This is a genomic window from Paenibacillus sp. Y568, from assembly GCF_059445545.1.
In genome coordinates this window covers 213,845-229,973 of sequence record NZ_JCAIUM010000009.1, presented here as the reverse complement: position 1 = coordinate 229,973, position 16,129 = coordinate 213,845, and the positions used below count along the sequence as shown (strand labels likewise).

Here is a 16,129-nt window from a genome sequence, read left to right as displayed (position 1 = left end):
TCTGGTTCAAACGAAGACAAAAAAGAATAAAACGTCTGTTTTTTGTCAACTACAAGAATGGATCTCTAGTTTGCCCAGCTATATCAAGGGTTTGTTTAAAGATTTAAGCTGCGAAAGTTGAGTTATTAATTAATTAAATACAACGGTTTTATTCTCATGGACCAAAATCCGATCTTCTATATGCCATTTCACAGCTCTCGCTAGAACTACACGCTCTATGGTTCGACCAATTCTTTTCAATTCTCTAACATCATCCCGATGACTAACACGCTGTACATCCTGCTCGATGATTGGACCTCCATCAAGTTCTTCTGTCACATAATGCGCAGTAGCTCCGATGATTTTGACACCACGTTGGTAGGCTTGAGAATAGGGTTTACCTCCTACAAAAGCAGGAAGGAACGAGTGGTGAATATTAATAATACGATTACGATAGTGTTGAATAAAGGTAGGTGAGATAATCTGCATGTAGCGAGCAAGAATGATCACATCTATATCATCCCCAATCACTTCTAGTTGACGTAACTCCGCTTCCTTCTTCGTATCTGCGGTAACGGGAATCAGATGATAGGTAATTCCGAAAGATTCAACGTATTCTTTCATATCTGGATGATTACTAATGACCATCGCAATTTCCCCATCTAGATCTCCGGCTTGCCATTGCCATAGAAGTTCAACTAAGCAATGATCCTCTTTAGATACAAAGATCGCGATCTTCTTCTTCCGATTCACATTATGAATTTGCCAATCCATCTCGAACTTTGAGGCAACCTCTTGGAATTGCTCTTCCAATTCTGGTAACCTCTGTTCCAGATCAGCCAAGTCGAATTCAATTCGCATGAAGAACATCCCACCCGAAGGATCCATCGTGTACTGATCCGATTGAACAATATTCGCTCCATGTTGATGCAAGAAATGAGAGACGGCAGCTACAATTCCTGGTCCATCAGGACATGAAATAAGCATTCTAGCACGTTGTTTATGTGGATTCTCTGACAAAGCAGCGCTTTTTGTGTGTACTTCCATGTGAATGACTAACCTCTTTTCCCCTTCAATTTCACATCTGTTATATCTGTAGACTAGCTCAGAATATCCTTACCTGCTAAGCATGCGATGATCCGCTGATTAATTGCTTCTTCAGTTAGATCAGGAAACAGATCTGCTTGAAGAACCATGTCATATAAACGTTCTAACGGTTCACGTGGATCCGCCTTTTTGGCCTTCGCATCTGTCTTCAACAAGTTCCAAATATCTAATACAAATTCACGAGGATTCAGATCTTGTGCTGCGAAGAACGCATGAAGTTTCTCTACTTGACTTAAAAATTCAATTCCAAAACGTTCAGTCACATTCCCACGTAACATAGCGATTTCAATTTCATACATTGGCCGTTGTTTCTTCACATCTTTACCAATCCAAGGTGTCTCCAGAATAAAAGGTAACCCTTGTAACCGTTCATGATGTACTATGCGGTTAATCGTATCAAAGCCAATAAACCCGCTACCCACAGGCGTATGGCGATCCTTGCCTGCCCCGCGTGGATTCTTACTATCATTTAAATGGATGACACCCAATCGGGATATCCCAATGATTCTGTCAAATTCATCAAGTACACCGTCTAAATCACCGACAATATCGTATCCTGCATCATGAATATGACAGGTATCCATACATATCGTTAAACGTTCATTATATTTTACTTTATCAATAATTCGAGCTAACTCCTCGAAGCTGCGTCCAATTTCCGTCCCTTTACCAGCCATGGTCTCCAAAGCAATATGAACATCTGTCTCATTCGTGCCTTCTAACACATCGTTTAACCCATCTGCAATACGTTGGATCCCGTAATCGGCATCCATATCTGTATATGCTCCCGGATGTAATACAATATTCTTCACACCAATTGCGTGAGTACGACGAATTTCTTCCTGTAGGAAGTTAATTGCCAGCTCATACGTATTGGCCTTGTACGATCCTAAATTAACAATGTAAGGTGCATGAACAACAATCTCTTCGACACTGTTCTTCTGCATAAGCTCCTTACCTTCTTCAAGAAACATAGAATCGATCGGTTTACGGCGTGTATTTTGTGGTGCACCCGTATATACCATAAACGAACTAGCTCCATAGGTATTTGCTTCTTTAGCTGCACTCAATAGACCCTTGTCCGAAAAAGATACATGGGAACCAATTTTCAACATGCTGAATCCCCCTTTATCACGAATAACCTTTATATTAACTTGAATATCGAAAAAAATCTAGAAATGGGTTATAATCATAAAAACGTAAACTTCTTATATTTTTCAAACTAATGATTAAAATAGTGATTAATTTCATTGAGGTGATCATATATGTACACCACACTTGTGGTCAGTTTGTTATTAACCAGTACACCTAACAGGTGGTTTATGAACTCCATTGCCTTCTGGACAGTCGTAATGTTGGGAGCCATGTGTATCGGTGGATTCTTCATGTTGCGTAAGTTTCTGAAGGTACTTCCCAAAGCAGATGGAAAGTCCAAATTGGATTGGCAGAATTATTGGGTGGAGCAAAGCCGTCCGATGTGGAACGACGAATCCAAGGCTTTTCTAGACATGTTAGTTAGTCCCGTACCCACGGCATTTCGAGATATAGCCAAACATTCCATCGCAGCTGAGATTGGTAAGATAGCTATTGAGAGTGACGCTACCGAGGTTACGCAAGATCATTGCATTCAAGGATACATAGTTGCAACACCTAAGCGAGACAATAAATTTCTCATGAAATTTTTAACGAAGAATCAGATTGATTACAAGAAGTATGAGCATCTCCTGAACAGATAATCATGATATCAACAAGTCACTTCGCCAATAAGACCACACAATTGAAATGATTCATTTCTGATTCATTTCAATTGTGTGGTCTTTGTGTATAAAAGATACATTAAACCAAAGGAGTTCATGTTCATGAAGATTGCTATTTGTGGAGGAACCGGCTTTATTGGACAATCATTAATTAAGCATTGGATAACACAAGGACATCATATCATCATCATTACTCGACAGGTCCCCTCTCATACTACAGTGACAAACAAACAACTAGAATACATCACTTGGAATCAAATAAACCAAGACCCCGAGATACTTGAGAACTTAGATGCACTGATTAACTTGGCAGGAGCATCTCTGAGTCAGAAGTGGACGAATCCAGCCAAACAGCGCATTATTGAATCTCGACTAACCACGGTCTCGGCAGTCAATAAATTAATCTCCCGTTTAAACACTAAACCGGCTGTCGTCATTCAGGCATCAGCCGTTGCAATCTACGGTACTTCACTAGAAGAAACATTTGAAGAGACTTCACCAACACATGTTATGGACTTTCCCTCAGGGGTTGTACAACAATGGGAAGAGACCGCAGATCTTATTGTTGGAGTACGGCTAGTCAAGTTACGGATTAGTGTTGTTCTTGGAAACGATGGTGGCGCCTACCCAATGATGCGGCTTCCCTTCAAACTCGGCGTAGGTGGGAGAATTGGTAGTGGCCAGCAATGGATGTCTTGGATTCACATCTTGGATATGGTGAGGCTAATTGAATTCTGCATCCTCAACCCTAATATCGAAGGAGCTGTTAATGCATCTGCACCAGATCCTGTCACGAACGACCAATTCGGTAGAGCCGTTGCTGCTATACACCATCGCCACTATTGGTTCCCCATTCCTAGCTTTCTCTTAAAGGGAATCGTGGGTGAGTTATCACTTATTCTGTTAGAAGGGCAACGTGTCATCCCAAGTAAAGCACTTCAGCACGGATTTGTATTCAGATATCCTGAAATCCAGGGAGCTATTCAGGATCTCAAATGATACGTATACTCACCCTTAATGATTGTAAATATATCCCCATCACGAAGAGGATACTCTTTGTATGCAATCATAGGCTCCTTATTCAATAAGGTACCATTCTTAGATCCCAAATCTTTAAGAACATACCCTTCATTCCCCTTCGAGATCTCCACATGGGCTCTGGATGTTCCTGATGTAACCTCTACAAACTGGGCAACATCAGCAGCCCTTCCAATAATGAAATGAGGAAGATTTAATACAATGGGTGTGGGCAATACTTCACCATAGGATGACTCTTCACGGAGTAACCCACTCTGTCCTATTTCTCTTCGTTCTAGATAGGGATATGATGATTGAGATGGACTCTTTCTATCCGCAGAAGAATGATGATCTGGTTTCAGTAGGACTGTAGCATTGGCCCTAGGAGAAGACAACATTTCCGTTCTTTGTCCTAGCTGGGCATAGTAGTCACCCCTATCATCTTCATTATTTTCAGTTGCAGCAGCGGTCATGGTCGAACTTGAAATCAGTTCCCCACTTAATCCCGATATAAATCTCGAACTCGAGACCGTGCCCGTGCCCGTGCCCGTGCCCGCTTGATTGTGTTCTGATGTTGGGTGATCTGGGAACTCCCATTTAGTACGTGAAGGCTCTGGTTCTCGATCCTTTCCTTCCCCTCCGAAGAATCCCGTTAATCGTTCTACTTGAAATGAAGAACCCACCTTACGAGCTGGACGATAATCTTCCAGTTCTTCAGAATATGGATCAAACAAGGGAACCGACTCGGATAAGATCTGCTCTCTCCTCCCAAGAATCCGGAGTTTACCCTTCCAACCCAACCATGCAATAGCTCCCAAGAGAGCGGTGATAAGAATGCAAACAACTAGCATGCCTGTCCCTTGATGAGTCATATAGAGAAACCGCCATATAATAGCACATGTTACCAAACACCCAAGTGCTATATAGGTAGTCATTGAGGAAGTTTCATGTTCTTCCTGTTCTTGATCGATATCATCCGATCCTCCATTCTTCATATGATCATTATTTCTCCAAGATTGCTCTATATCTATTGGAGATATTACTGGGGGCATTGCAGGAACCTTTCGAACGAGTTCTTGTTCTCCTCTTGATACGAATGGCGCACGGTGAACCATATCCTTCGGAGCAGCAGATGCCCTTCGTTTGTGATCATGATCTGGCGCATGCGAGGATCCTTGAAGGATGATATTAGACTGATGGCTTGGTGCACTAGAAGGATGGAATTCAGACAGATCGTTATTTATGAGTGTAGACTGATATGAAGCATGCTGCCCTACCTCTGAGATTAAGTTTAAGAGCAGACCTTTTAATCCAGTCCATGTAAATTCTTCAACTACACTCACATAATGAAGCAATGATTGAATACCATTACCTTGCAATTCAGATACAGATGCCATAAGTCTTGTTATTAACTGCTGTAGAGAAGCGTGAGTAGCCTCTGCATTCTTCACAGATGGAATGGGTATATAAGTCAGATATACTGCCCCCATATGGAAGGGCCCCTCGATAAATATATAATCTTCTTGAAGTATGTATTGCTCTGGATCTAACATATATAATTTACTATCTTCTAAAGTACTTACAATTTGCAATAATAGGCCGTAGTACTCATTCAACGTTAATTTATCGCTTTTAAGTAAATGGGTAAGCATTTTTTTATTGGTAATTTCATATTGGAGACTTACTTTGAAATTTACTTCCTTCATATGAAGAGGCAACAGATGTGGCACTTTGGCTGCAGAGATCATATTGGTCTGAACTCTACTTAATTCAGATGAAGGAATGCCCTCCGGACTGCTCAGAACCATATAATTGCCACCGTTTTGAATGAAATCACGACTTAACCCAAACAACATACTCACCTCATTCTATTAGGGTAATGTATTTAGATAGACTTAATTACAGTCTATATAGAAAAGCACATAGGATACCAGGAACAACTGCCAGCATAAATGGAAACCGAATCTGCTCCTTGTTCATCTTACTCAACAGGGCAGTATCCTTAAGAATAAATAAGCCTACAATGACATGGAATACCTTTCGGAGACGTACAAGTGTCTCTCTACGCCATAAGAGTATGGCAATTCCAATGAGCCCTGCAAATATTATTGAATACAATAAGGTCTGAATCGTGAACAATGTTCCTGTCCAAGCACCAATGCCGCCGAATAGTTTCACATCACCCGCTCCAACAGCTCCTAACCAATACATCACTAACAGGATGCCAAATCCGACTCCCAGTCCTTTCCCAGTGAACATTAACCCACTCCAACCAGCATCGATGAAGTGGAATAGTATGCCGCACAACATGGCTGGAATGGTCAACACGTTTGGAATTTTCATTGATTTAATATCTGTAATGAAAGCAGTAGCCACGAGTAATCCACATCCTGCAAAAGCAATCTCCATTCCTCTTCTTCCTCCTGTCCTTATGATGAATTATCTCAGATCAACGACGGTAAACATGACTTCAACTCGTTGTCCATCCTCTGTCGTTATAATAAATGGCCATGTACCCGGTGTTGTATTCGTACCGACGAACCATTCCCATTCAATATAACCATCTCCATCCGCCTGACTCCATCCCAGATACTTTGCTGTACTCTGACCAGTTTTATAAAATACAGATAATTGTGCCGTAGCATGAGGAGCTACCTTCACCTTTACCCTGGCTTTCTTCCCGACAATGGCCGGATCAGGCTTCTCTAGGACTTCAATAGATGTTGAAGTATCATCTCCATCTGTACCATCTTTTACGGATTCAGATGTATCTCCAATCCACAGACGTTCTTGCGCTTTCGCTTGTATTACGATTTTTTTATTGATGAATGGGACTTTCATGGGCAGTTCATAACTAACCTCAATGCCGAAATATGGATTGCTTCTAGTCTTCATATCAGGAAGATAAATATTAGACACATGAATACGATCAACGCTTAAGAATTCACTCTGTATGAAGGGCTTAAGCAAAGGTCTAACCACAGGATCAAGCACGGCTTCGGATGCAGCATTCTTTATTTTCTGTAATGGCTCATCTCCCATTGCTACAGCATCCATCATCCATTGATTGAATGGAGCTGGAAGTGAACTACTATACTGGGATGCCCAATCCGTCACAGACAATTTAGGTATGACCCAATTCCCCGTTAACTTAGAGTCTTGGCTCTCCTCTGACGAAGGATTTCCTTGCTCCACTACTAAGGAAATGGGATACATATAAGATGAGACCATCTTGACCGCATCGGATACGGTACTTTGAAGGGCCGTTGAGATCAATGTCATCTGAATCATATAAATGAGGAAAATAACGAAAAAGATAAAGAAGGGAAACACTAACGCAGCTTCAAGAACCATGCTTCCTTGTTCTTTGTTCCTTCTCCTAATAGGAAAAATCCGCTTTTTTGATAGCATAATAACGGCTTCCTTCCACTTTATCTTCACTCGAACCGAACATCTTTAAGATTCCTGGAAGGAACCATACCTGCATTCCAATCCGAACCTCTCCTGAGGAGTATGTCGCCCTCTCTGCGGGATTAATTCCCGTATTGAAGCGAATAAGTGAGAGCATGCGTGACATTTTATTCTCATTATTACTATGAATAAATAGAAATACCCTCAGATAATCGCGGTAAGTCATCTGCACCTTTAAGTATGCTGACAACTCTACGGATCCTTTCACACACAATTGAATCATGTCCGCTATTGCCATCTCAATTCCGTAGAGCAAGGAAGCAGCTAGAATTAACAAGGGATTTCCCAATTTGCTACTCTTCACTAACCCCTCCATCGTGCGTATCGCCAGTCTCGTACCAAATATTTCTGCATATGCGGCTGATACGTTACCAACCGGATTATGAAATCCATACAGAATGTACTCCAACTCTTGATTATGAACACTAAGCTGTTCTACTACATCATCCCCTACTGAACTATCAGGTTGACTGACTATGCTTCCTAATTGAGAAATATCAAAGTGTTGAAAATAGAGTGCCGCATATTCATTCTGGTAGAATTCATCTTGTAATCCAGACATCATCCCACCCATTGAACCAAACAACCCATCCATGTTATCCATAGCTGATGCACCAGCATCATAAGGATCATTATCCAATGGAGCTCCCTTATAAGAATCGCCGGCCGTTTGTCTATTGAAGGATATACTTTCATCGTAATATTGTTGCAACGTACGATATTCCTCCATATGGCCTTTGGCCTTGTCTTCTAATTCATTTATTTTATTTAGTACATTAGCAGCGTCCTTTAACTTCGCTTTCGATTTCTTCTCCGTCGCCTTACGCTCCTGATCCGAAGAGCGGTTCTCCTCCAATTCCCTCTTTTCTTCATCAAGGATGTTCCCTGAACCTGAAATAGAATATTTCCGTAAGTAGGTATCTGCTTGTTCACGTGTCTGAATAGCGATAGACTTCATCTGGCTGCTTGAAGTTCCTCCCATCACCGAAGTAAAGGATGTGATTTGCTTATCCAAAGATCCATATTGGTTTGTCTGAATCTCGATTTCATTCTTTAAATCTTGTAGAAATACTTCCGGTAGTAGTAATTTCTCAGTCTGTCCTCTAATCTGTTTAATAGTTTCTGAATCCTCATTACTTAATTCCTTTGCACTTCCTGGAGTCTTCTCACGAGATACTTGATCGTACCCTTCGTTCTGAGCACGATTCTCTGACTCTCTAATGACTTGTTTCATTTGTTCATTCATCTGATAAGCTTCTTCCCACGACTCTAGTGCTTGGGGCAACAGGATTTGATGATCTACACGCGAAGAATTCTGAATTCTAGAAACATTAGTTATTACACCAGAAGATCCCTGACGATATTCATGAATCATTGCTGCGTATGAGTCAATTAAATCGTCATTGTCGTCGTTATCATCATTGTCATCATTGTCATCATTGTCATCATCATTTTCTTCGTTATCGTCGTTTACACTTTTACCTGAATTGCTATTACTTTGTCTTTCCGCAATTAATCGTTCTAGCTCATCCACCTTATTAACATAATCATCATACTGAGCTGCTATATCCTCTCCAGAATGGACACCACCACCCAATGATTGATTAGAAATGTATGTAGAAGACTGACTCATAATTAGACTAGATAGCTGTTCTGTACTCTTTACCGCCTTTTTTTGCTTTACGATCATCTCATCTAAGGCATCTTCCCTTTTGTCATATAACTTCTGAAGTTTTTTCAACACATCCACAGTGTTAGATGCTTCTTTCATCGATTGAGACAATGGTTTAAACTTGTTTACTATTTCTAACGTGAAATCAATGGGAGCCTTGTATTTCATTTCTTCACCAATCTGGTGATTAAATATGTCATATTCCCCAAGCATCCGCTCCATATGTAAAGAGGACGTATCTAATTCTAGTGGAAGTATTGAAAAGGCATCTCCCCGATCACCATGATCCATACTGCCATTCAGAACCCCCGACATAATCTGATCTCCGTCACTCTCTCCATAAGCAAATAAACCGTATTCTTGCTGTAATTCTGGTTCATAGGCAGACATCACAGAGCGAACTGCGGACCGAACTAGACGCTCACTCTGAACCTTCATTGCAGCAATTCTCGCATAATCAATGAATAAAGCGACAAAAGTAAATACAATAGCTAAGATCAGTATGAGAAAAATAGACACCGAGCCCCTCTGATCCGTATGCCACTTACCGAACATATTGAATTCCCCCCTTTCCCTATCTAATTTAACTTGTGATACTGGCATATCGCTTAGCGTTAACTCTGAAACCCTAATCCTCTACTTCTTCTTTGATCCGTACTTATTCAATACTTCAGCAGCATCGTCCTTATTTGTAGCAATTCCGCCTGATCCTTTGAATTTAGCAGCATAATATCGCATGAAATCAACCGTTCGTATAAATTCAACAGGTTCAACAATGACCGATTGTGCGTTTGCCTCTAACTTAGATCCCCCAGAGAGTATCTGTGTTATGGAAGGTAAATGAATCAATTGATCTAATTCAGTACTCACTTTACGTTGTAGCAATGTGTTCTGATACGTGATCTCACCTTGCATATTCCCTGTTACTAACTTGCTTATTTTTGATAGTTTAGTAGCTGGAAGTGTTCCAGAACTATCGCTTCCAGGTAGAGAAATAGATTGCTTATTCTTAGCACCTGCCCAGCCAAACATAGCACTCAGCATCTGATCATCAGTCAGTCGCCAATACAATGAATCATATTGCCCTTGTTGAAAACCTCCATTAGTTGTTTCTTTGTAACTGTTATCCCAGCTATAGGCGGATCTCTCAACCGCAGCTGAAGCGACTTGCTGTAATATCGATTGTTGATAGATATACATACAGAAGAACATGAGAATGATCGTTACCATCAGTACAATAGGCATCACGAGGGAAGCCTCAAGTGTGAAGCTTCCCTCGTTACCTTTGAGTCTAATTCGCATCAATAAAGTCTTCGCTTTTGCTACCTACTTTGTTTAATAAATTTGAGACAATTGATTTAAGTTGATTCTTAAAGATCACAGCTATTACAATAATTGCTGCGATGATCAGAATCATTTCAAGCATCCCAAGCCCTTCTTCCTCTTGCCAGAATCCCTTTATTTTTCCCCATACCATCGTTACCATGTCATCACTCCTCCTACATATTCATCATCATCATTGCGGGCGCACCAACCAGAACAACAACTACCATAAAAATAACGACCATCGGAAATACCAGCTTAGAAGATGCTTGCTCTCCGCGTGTACGAGTGATCATTTTGCGACTCTCCCATAACGTTCGCGACAGATCACGTAAGGACAATACAAAATCATTACCTCCACGTCTGAAATTCAGCAGAACCGTCGTTGTAAAGATCGATACTTCTTGCAATGCACATCGCTTACTGAAACTCTCAAATGCCTGCTGAAATGAGTACCCACTATCCCAGTCCCCAATCATCCGATTCAATTCTCTATACAAGGGATGTTCCTGTTCCTCTTTCTTTCGTCCAACACAATGAATGATCGCCTTTTGTACCGTTTCCCCGGCACCTACAAGTAAGACTATTTTGTTTAGAAACTCAGGAAGTTCCATCAGTATTTCCTGATCACGTGCTTGAACCTTTTTATGAAGATCTCTCACCAGTGCTACAGGTAAAAGTACCGCTAATGTCGCACCTAATAATAATCCTGTTTTTTCACCTATTCCTATCGAAAGCACACATCCCAGACATAGCAGTAACCAGCTGTAACACATCATTTCTCCTAAATAGAGGAGCGTCATCTCACCACTGTATCTCACGCCATGAATTTTCTGAATGGAACGCTGTACTTTATAGAAGAAGAATGGAAATCTAGTGGTTATCTTTGACTTATCCAGAATACATAACATCGGGGGGACCACTTTGTTAAGCCGTATCCCCTCCATAGGCAACTTGCTAAGTTTCCGGTACTTCTCATCGCTATGCCAGTTCAGCACCACCCAACCTCCCACCAGCAGAACCAGCACCACAATGCATAGGATAATCACAGCCATCACCTCCTACAATTTGATATTCATGATCTTGCTAATCCAGATTCCACAAGCTCCTAATACTGCCAGTGAGAACGTTGAGATGATCAATCCAATACCGCTATACATTGGTGTCATATAATCGGGTGACGATAGATTCATGAATAATATCATGAGGACTGGCGCTGCAAGAATAGCCTTAGATTCGAATTTCTTCTGCGCAATCATAACCGTAATCTCCTGCTGAATATCTAACTTCTCCCCAATAATAGTGGATGTTCGGCGCACTACTTCTACTAGATCCCCACCCGTTCTCTTACAAGTCGTGAATACATCAGCGAAATTCGTGATATCCTCCATCACCGCACGTCTGCTAAAGTCTTGTAATGCTTCTTCAATAGGTTCACCGTATTCTAAACGTGCACAAATAATATTCAATTCAGTAATCAGATCGTTCTCAGCTTCAGGGTCCAGCATTCGTAAATCCTGAACAGCTTCTCTAAATCCATTCTCTACAGAACGTCCTGCTGACAAAGAGGATGATAACGAGAAAAGAGCTTGTTTGAAGTGCAGATTCATGGCAGAACGACGTCGGTTCAACATATATTGTCTCCAGAACCCTGGAACAAACCAAGCACTACAAGATATAAGAAGGGACACAATCCATTGGTGATAGAACAAATATCCTACTCCATAAAAAAGGAACCCACCGATAACCATACTTGTCACGCGTTCAAAGCTACTTAGATCATAGACCGTGTAGTCTGGAAGAACAGGTTGTACCCGCCCTGTCTGATCACTTCTCTCCCTCGTTCCTGCCTCCCCCTTCCGTTTGTTTCTCACTCTCTTTACCTTAGCTATTGCTGTCACTCAAGCTTCACCTCCTTGCCCTCGATCACAAGAACATGATCAAGTCCCGCCATCCTCAGCTTGTCCACGTGTTGCATGGCATGACCACAGGACTCCAATTGTCCAACGATTCGCCCATCCTCCTCCCCTCTCTCCCGGAATTGAAAGAGTGGACTCACTTGTACTTCCCCGTTCTCCATACCCAGCACCTCACTAATTTCCGTAACTCGTCTTGAACGATCACGTAACCTAGATAAATGAACTAGTATATCGATAGCTGAGCTGATCTGCTGACGAACAACAAGGATCGGAAGATTAGCACCACTAAGTACCATCGTTTCAAGGCGACTGATCATATCCTTCGTACTGTTAGCGTGACCAGTTGAGAGAGAGCCATCATGCCCGGTGTTCATTGCTTGCAGCATATCCAAAGCCTCACTACCACGAACTTCTCCCACTACAATCCGATTCGGACGCATCCGTAAAGATGAACGAATGAGATCGCGAATCGTAACTTCTCCCCTTCCCTCCGTATTGGCATTTCTCGTCTCCAACGAGACTAGATTCGGTACGGTTACAATCTGTAGTTCAGCTGAATCTTCTATCGTGATCACGCGCTCGTCTACTGGGATGAACTGTGATAGGGCATTAAGAAATGTCGTCTTCCCCGATCCTGTTCCACCGCTGATGAATATGTTGTACTTGCCTATCACCAACTTCTGGAGAAATATGGCCGACTCCTCACTCAATGCGCCACGTCTTACTAGATCATTCATCGTCATCGGTGACTCTGGAAATTTCCGAATCGTCATGGTAGGTCCCTTCAGAGCAATAGGAGGAAGAACAATATTGACACGTGAGCCATCCTTCAGTCTCGCATCTACGATAGGAGATGACTCATTAACTACACGATTCACTCCCGCTACGATGGTCTGAATAATATCTTCTAAGCGATTCTGCGATTCAAATTGTTGAGTAAGACGTTTCACCTCACCTTCTTGCTCAATAAATATATCTTGATGGCTGTTGATCATAATTTCCGTAATCGATGGATTATCTACTAAGGGTTGTAAGACGTCCAGTCCACGAAAAGAGTCATAAATACGGCGGATGAGTGTACGTTTCTCAAGTGCAGTTAAATCGTATAACTCCTCTTGATGCAGCACAGTTCTCTCGATAACCTTCATTAATTCAGCATCATCTACCGCTGATGTCACATCTAGACCCGACCGAATCCTATTTCGAATAACTTTGAACAGGTCCTCATCCATGTAACTGTCCTCCGACACCACCTGGTAAGAGATCTCCCACTAAATCTCTACATAGATTCAGAATATCTCTTTGAAAAATCGGTGAGCTTAATAGAATATCTTCATGACTTACCTGTTTCCATGAGGGAATATAGGGAAGTACTCCGTCAATATGTTCTATATGGGCTGGTAGTGTGTTCGCTACACTTCCAACATAACGATTCAAGATAAATCTGCTCTTTAACAACATATTATTGAACATCGCAGGGTTACTTTTCTTCATAAAAGAGAGCCAATGCCCCGTCTTGTGCATGCTGATCACATCATCAAGAAGTAGCCAGACTAGACTCTCACAAGTCTCCATAACGGCTTCACAACGCTCTCCTGCACCTGTGTCTGTATCCGCAATAATGACATCATATTGACCGCCATCTGCAATACATTTCATCAGTTGACAAGTATCATGCTTAGTCATCTGAATCCATTCCTTAAGATTATTCAGTGGTGCAAACATATCCGCTTTAATGCCTTCATGAGAAACTGCATAAGTTGAAATAGAAATAGATGAGTAATCTTTCAATTCTTGTGCAGCCTTCAACTCGTATAATAAACGTGAAAGGTCAGGCCCACTTTCTCTACTTCGCATCTGCCTAGGAAACACAGCACTGCTATTCATCGTCTCCAAATTAAGATAGAACACAGACAGCCCACAAGCACCTAATTGCTTGGCCATATTTAATGCGGTTGTTGTCTTTCCACTTCCCCCTACAGCAGATAACAAGCCAATCATAGCCGTCTCACCTGAGGTTATCGTGGCTGATCGCCCCATTGGACTTACTGATAAATCTAGAATAGCTTGGAGCAATTGAGGAAGTGGTTGATATTTCACAAGAACAGGACCTTGTAGTGAACTCTGTCCCACTTCGTCTAAGACGATCCAAGTTAGGGACTGATCACCTTGGTTCAACCAAGGCTTAAGAAATATAGCTTCTGCTACTACAACATCCGGTCTCTCATTTCCGTTCATGTACTGCAGAAATTTATCCGCTTCAGTAAAAGCAACAACTCTGATCTTCTCACCGAACTCACTACTGTGGACGTAGCAGAGTAATGGCTCAATATATTCGTTCTCCTGAACAGCCAGCACTACCAGCACTACTCTAGCAGGAATCATAAGTCTCCTCCTTTAACAATGAAACACCAAAAAGCACCGTTCAACAGCCGCAATTACGCGGTTGTTAAACGGTGCTTCCGTTTACGATCCATTAATTTACTGATAGAATATCACAGTTTATTCCAGCCAGCAAGTATGAAATTAACATACAGAACATTCATAAGTAATTTCTATTTATGATTATCATTTCTAATTCACACATTATAAAGGTAACATATCTCTTGCAATGGCTTTTGGTTTACATTCCTTACATACACCTACTACAGTTCCCTCTTCACTTGCATAGAAAATTAACTTATCCATTTTCTTGCAATATGTACACTTTTGCATCTTCTGATTTTGTTTCTTTTTCTTCTCCTGCGCGAATTCAATGACATGACCGTTGACCGTTGTCTTCGGAGTTCTTAGCATTTTAAATAATAAGATTAATATAACGACAACAACGACCCCTATAATAACTAACCAAATATTATTCACGAAGTTGAATCTCCTCCATTTAGTCTAAGAATCTTTCCCTGTCCTTTGGCGACGGTATCATACATTGATCGGATTTCCCGAACCAGCGATAGCGATGTTTAGCTATAAATTGGTATACAGGATCTCTCATAAGTCTGGGCACAATAATAAAACTATATATAAGCGACCATGGAAATTTTAAGTGTCTGGCAATACGTAAGACCGCCGTAGATTTCGTAAAATACATATCGTTTTCAACCAAGACGATCGTATTCATAGAATCTGTAGGTAGACCACCCTTTCCCAACACTTTCTTCCCCATCTCTGACTGTAAAGAAGCAAAAAAGAACCTTTTTGCAAGATCGCGTTGAATAATAAACTTCGTAGCCCCTTGACACATCAGACAAACACCATCAATAAGTACAAGGGGAGAAGGACTACCTGTTGGAGTGATTTTCGCAATTGGTTTCCCATTGTGTTCTTCCATTCCTAACTCCTCCTACTATTATTTAATTATGACACACAATCATCATAACATGACATACGGAAAGTTTGAAAATTCATAAAGAAAAAAGCGCAGGATAAGTTCCCACGCTTTTCTCACTTCTACATCTACTTAGCAATAGCTTTCTCAAGCCATTGATGTTCATCGACCTGCTCCTGTATTGCACCTTTAAAGTTCTCCATACATTTGCAAATGAAATCTTTGCGACATATAGGACAAGGTGTTTTGAGCAATCTGCTGATGGTGGTCATTTTCCATTCAGGATAACGGTTATAAAACGTGCGGCACTCTGTTCCGTCTGCCAAATAGATGATGAATTCATACAATCCATCTTTCTCATTATTGCTGGCTTCTTCCACGTTCGAAATTATCGGTCTGTAAGACATCAGTATCACCCATTATATTAAATTTGTTAATCCAAAGATGGCTTATCCAACAAGTACTTAGACATTTTAATGAATTTTCAACTTGATGTCAATTTTATTATACCACTACTCCGGCTAAAAGGAGAAATAGTAACCTTATTTCATAAAATTAA

The 16,129-nt window shown here is 41.1% G+C and carries 17 protein-coding genes; 2 read left to right on the top strand and 15 right to left on the bottom strand.

Features of this window, described 5'->3' with window-relative positions:
* Positions 1-129: 129 nt before the first annotated feature.
* Both purU and AC1D7X_RS14990 read right to left on the bottom strand, forming a co-directional pair.
* Complete coding sequence (gene purU / locus AC1D7X_RS14995) at positions 130-1,026, bottom strand: formyltetrahydrofolate deformylase (protein WP_495454964.1); 897 nt, start codon at positions 1,024-1,026, stop codon at positions 130-132.
* A 53-nt stretch (positions 1,027-1,079) separates the two neighbouring features.
* Positions 1,080-2,201 carry a deoxyribonuclease IV gene (locus tag AC1D7X_RS14990; RefSeq protein WP_495454963.1) on the bottom strand — a complete coding sequence of 374 codons (1,122 nt, stop codon included), beginning with the start codon at positions 2,199-2,201 and terminating at the stop codon, positions 1,080-1,082.
* A gap of 150 nt (positions 2,202-2,351) precedes the next feature.
* On the opposite strand from AC1D7X_RS14990, the gene AC1D7X_RS14985 reads away from it, so the two are divergent.
* The gene (locus AC1D7X_RS14985; protein WP_495454962.1) at positions 2,352-2,822 is read left to right on the top strand and encodes a DUF2621 domain-containing protein; all 471 of its coding nucleotides are present in this window, start codon (positions 2,352-2,354) and stop codon (positions 2,820-2,822) included.
* 123 nt (positions 2,823-2,945) lie between these two features.
* Positions 2,946-3,842 carry a TIGR01777 family oxidoreductase gene (locus AC1D7X_RS14980; RefSeq protein ID WP_495454961.1) on the top strand — a complete coding sequence of 299 codons (897 nt, stop codon included), beginning with the start codon at positions 2,946-2,948 and terminating at the stop codon, positions 3,840-3,842.
* Here AC1D7X_RS14980 and AC1D7X_RS14975 read toward each other — a convergent pair.
* From AC1D7X_RS14975 to AC1D7X_RS14915, 13 genes are all read right to left on the bottom strand, one after another.
* On the bottom strand, positions 3,827-5,716 hold the full coding sequence (locus tag AC1D7X_RS14975) for a DUF6382 domain-containing protein (protein ID WP_495454960.1): 1,890 nt from the start codon (positions 5,714-5,716) through the stop codon (positions 3,827-3,829). The genes AC1D7X_RS14980 and AC1D7X_RS14975 overlap by 16 nt on opposite strands.
* A gap of 43 nt (positions 5,717-5,759) precedes the next feature.
* A complete protein-coding gene (locus AC1D7X_RS14970; RefSeq protein ID WP_495454959.1) occupies positions 5,760-6,269 on the bottom strand; it encodes an A24 family peptidase in 510 nt (169 codons plus the stop codon).
* A 30-nt stretch (positions 6,270-6,299) separates the two neighbouring features.
* Positions 6,300-7,271, bottom strand: coding sequence for a pilus assembly protein (locus AC1D7X_RS14965; protein ID WP_495454958.1), 972 nt, complete (start codon positions 7,269-7,271; stop codon positions 6,300-6,302).
* Positions 7,240-9,558 (bottom strand): TadE/TadG family type IV pilus assembly protein, encoded by a 2,319-nt coding sequence (locus AC1D7X_RS14960; protein ID WP_495475529.1) that lies wholly within the window; start codon positions 9,556-9,558, stop codon positions 7,240-7,242. Before AC1D7X_RS14960 ends, AC1D7X_RS14965 begins: the two co-directional genes overlap by 32 nt.
* 81 nt (positions 9,559-9,639) lie before the next feature.
* Positions 9,640-10,305 (bottom strand): TadE family protein, encoded by a 666-nt coding sequence (locus AC1D7X_RS14955; protein ID WP_495475528.1) that lies wholly within the window; start codon positions 10,303-10,305, stop codon positions 9,640-9,642.
* On the bottom strand, positions 10,295-10,489 hold the full coding sequence (locus tag AC1D7X_RS14950; RefSeq protein WP_495475527.1) for a Flp1 family type IVb pilin: 195 nt from the start codon (positions 10,487-10,489) through the stop codon (positions 10,295-10,297). Before AC1D7X_RS14950 ends, AC1D7X_RS14955 begins: the two co-directional genes overlap by 11 nt.
* 13 nt (positions 10,490-10,502) lie before the next feature.
* Positions 10,503-11,381, bottom strand: coding sequence for a type II secretion system F family protein (locus tag AC1D7X_RS14945; RefSeq protein ID WP_495475526.1), 879 nt, complete (start codon positions 11,379-11,381; stop codon positions 10,503-10,505).
* Positions 11,382-11,387: 6 nt separating this feature from the next.
* Positions 11,388-12,200, bottom strand: a complete 813-nt coding sequence (locus tag AC1D7X_RS14940) for a type II secretion system F family protein (protein ID WP_495475531.1) — start codon at positions 12,198-12,200, stop codon at positions 11,388-11,390.
* Positions 12,201-12,223: 23 nt separating this feature from the next.
* Positions 12,224-13,477, bottom strand: a complete 1,254-nt coding sequence (locus tag AC1D7X_RS14935; RefSeq protein WP_495475525.1) for a TadA family conjugal transfer-associated ATPase — start codon at positions 13,475-13,477, stop codon at positions 12,224-12,226.
* Positions 13,470-14,630, bottom strand: a complete 1,161-nt coding sequence (locus tag AC1D7X_RS14930) for a nucleotide-binding protein (RefSeq protein ID WP_495475524.1) — start codon at positions 14,628-14,630, stop codon at positions 13,470-13,472. Before AC1D7X_RS14930 ends, AC1D7X_RS14935 begins: the two co-directional genes overlap by 8 nt.
* A gap of 201 nt (positions 14,631-14,831) precedes the next feature.
* Positions 14,832-15,107, bottom strand: a complete 276-nt coding sequence (locus AC1D7X_RS14925) for a hypothetical protein (protein ID WP_495475523.1) — start codon at positions 15,105-15,107, stop codon at positions 14,832-14,834.
* A 19-nt stretch (positions 15,108-15,126) separates the two neighbouring features.
* Positions 15,127-15,573, bottom strand: coding sequence for a thiol-disulfide oxidoreductase DCC family protein (locus tag AC1D7X_RS14920; RefSeq protein ID WP_495475522.1), 447 nt, complete (start codon positions 15,571-15,573; stop codon positions 15,127-15,129).
* Positions 15,574-15,698: 125 nt separating this feature from the next.
* The gene (locus AC1D7X_RS14915; RefSeq protein WP_495454949.1) at positions 15,699-15,977 is read right to left on the bottom strand and encodes a hypothetical protein; all 279 of its coding nucleotides are present in this window, start codon (positions 15,975-15,977) and stop codon (positions 15,699-15,701) included.
* Positions 15,978-16,129 lie beyond the last annotated feature (152 nt).

Excerpts from the sequence above, each read along its gene's own strand:
- purU (WP_495454964.1), bottom strand. The coding sequence starts at position 1,026 with ATGGAAGTACACACAAAAAGCGCTGCTTTGTCAGAGAATCCACATAAA.
- AC1D7X_RS14990 (WP_495454963.1), bottom strand. The coding sequence starts at position 2,201 with ATGTTGAAAATTGGTTCCCATGTATCTTTTTCGGACAAGGGTCTATTG.
- AC1D7X_RS14985 (WP_495454962.1), top strand. The coding sequence starts at position 2,352 with ATGTACACCACACTTGTGGTCAGTTTGTTATTAACCAGTACACCTAAC.
- AC1D7X_RS14980 (WP_495454961.1), top strand. The coding sequence starts at position 2,946 with ATGAAGATTGCTATTTGTGGAGGAACCGGCTTTATTGGACAATCATTA.
- AC1D7X_RS14975 (WP_495454960.1), bottom strand. The coding sequence starts at position 5,716 with ATGTTGTTTGGGTTAAGTCGTGATTTCATTCAAAACGGTGGCAATTAT.
- AC1D7X_RS14970 (WP_495454959.1), bottom strand. The coding sequence starts at position 6,269 with ATGGAGATTGCTTTTGCAGGATGTGGATTACTCGTGGCTACTGCTTTC.
- AC1D7X_RS14965 (WP_495454958.1), bottom strand. The coding sequence starts at position 7,271 with ATGCTATCAAAAAAGCGGATTTTTCCTATTAGGAGAAGGAACAAAGAA.
- AC1D7X_RS14960 (WP_495475529.1), bottom strand. The coding sequence starts at position 9,558 with ATGTTCGGTAAGTGGCATACGGATCAGAGGGGCTCGGTGTCTATTTTT.
- AC1D7X_RS14955 (WP_495475528.1), bottom strand. The coding sequence starts at position 10,305 with ATGCGAATTAGACTCAAAGGTAACGAGGGAAGCTTCACACTTGAGGCT.
- AC1D7X_RS14950 (WP_495475527.1), bottom strand. The coding sequence starts at position 10,489 with ATGGTAACGATGGTATGGGGAAAAATAAAGGGATTCTGGCAAGAGGAA.
- AC1D7X_RS14945 (WP_495475526.1), bottom strand. The coding sequence starts at position 11,381 with ATGGCTGTGATTATCCTATGCATTGTGGTGCTGGTTCTGCTGGTGGGA.
- AC1D7X_RS14935 (WP_495475525.1), bottom strand. The coding sequence starts at position 13,477 with ATGGATGAGGACCTGTTCAAAGTTATTCGAAATAGGATTCGGTCGGGT.
- AC1D7X_RS14930 (WP_495475524.1), bottom strand. The coding sequence starts at position 14,630 with ATGATTCCTGCTAGAGTAGTGCTGGTAGTGCTGGCTGTTCAGGAGAAC.
- AC1D7X_RS14920 (WP_495475522.1), bottom strand. The coding sequence starts at position 15,573 with ATGGAAGAACACAATGGGAAACCAATTGCGAAAATCACTCCAACAGGT.
- AC1D7X_RS14915 (WP_495454949.1), bottom strand. The coding sequence starts at position 15,977 with ATGTCTTACAGACCGATAATTTCGAACGTGGAAGAAGCCAGCAATAAT.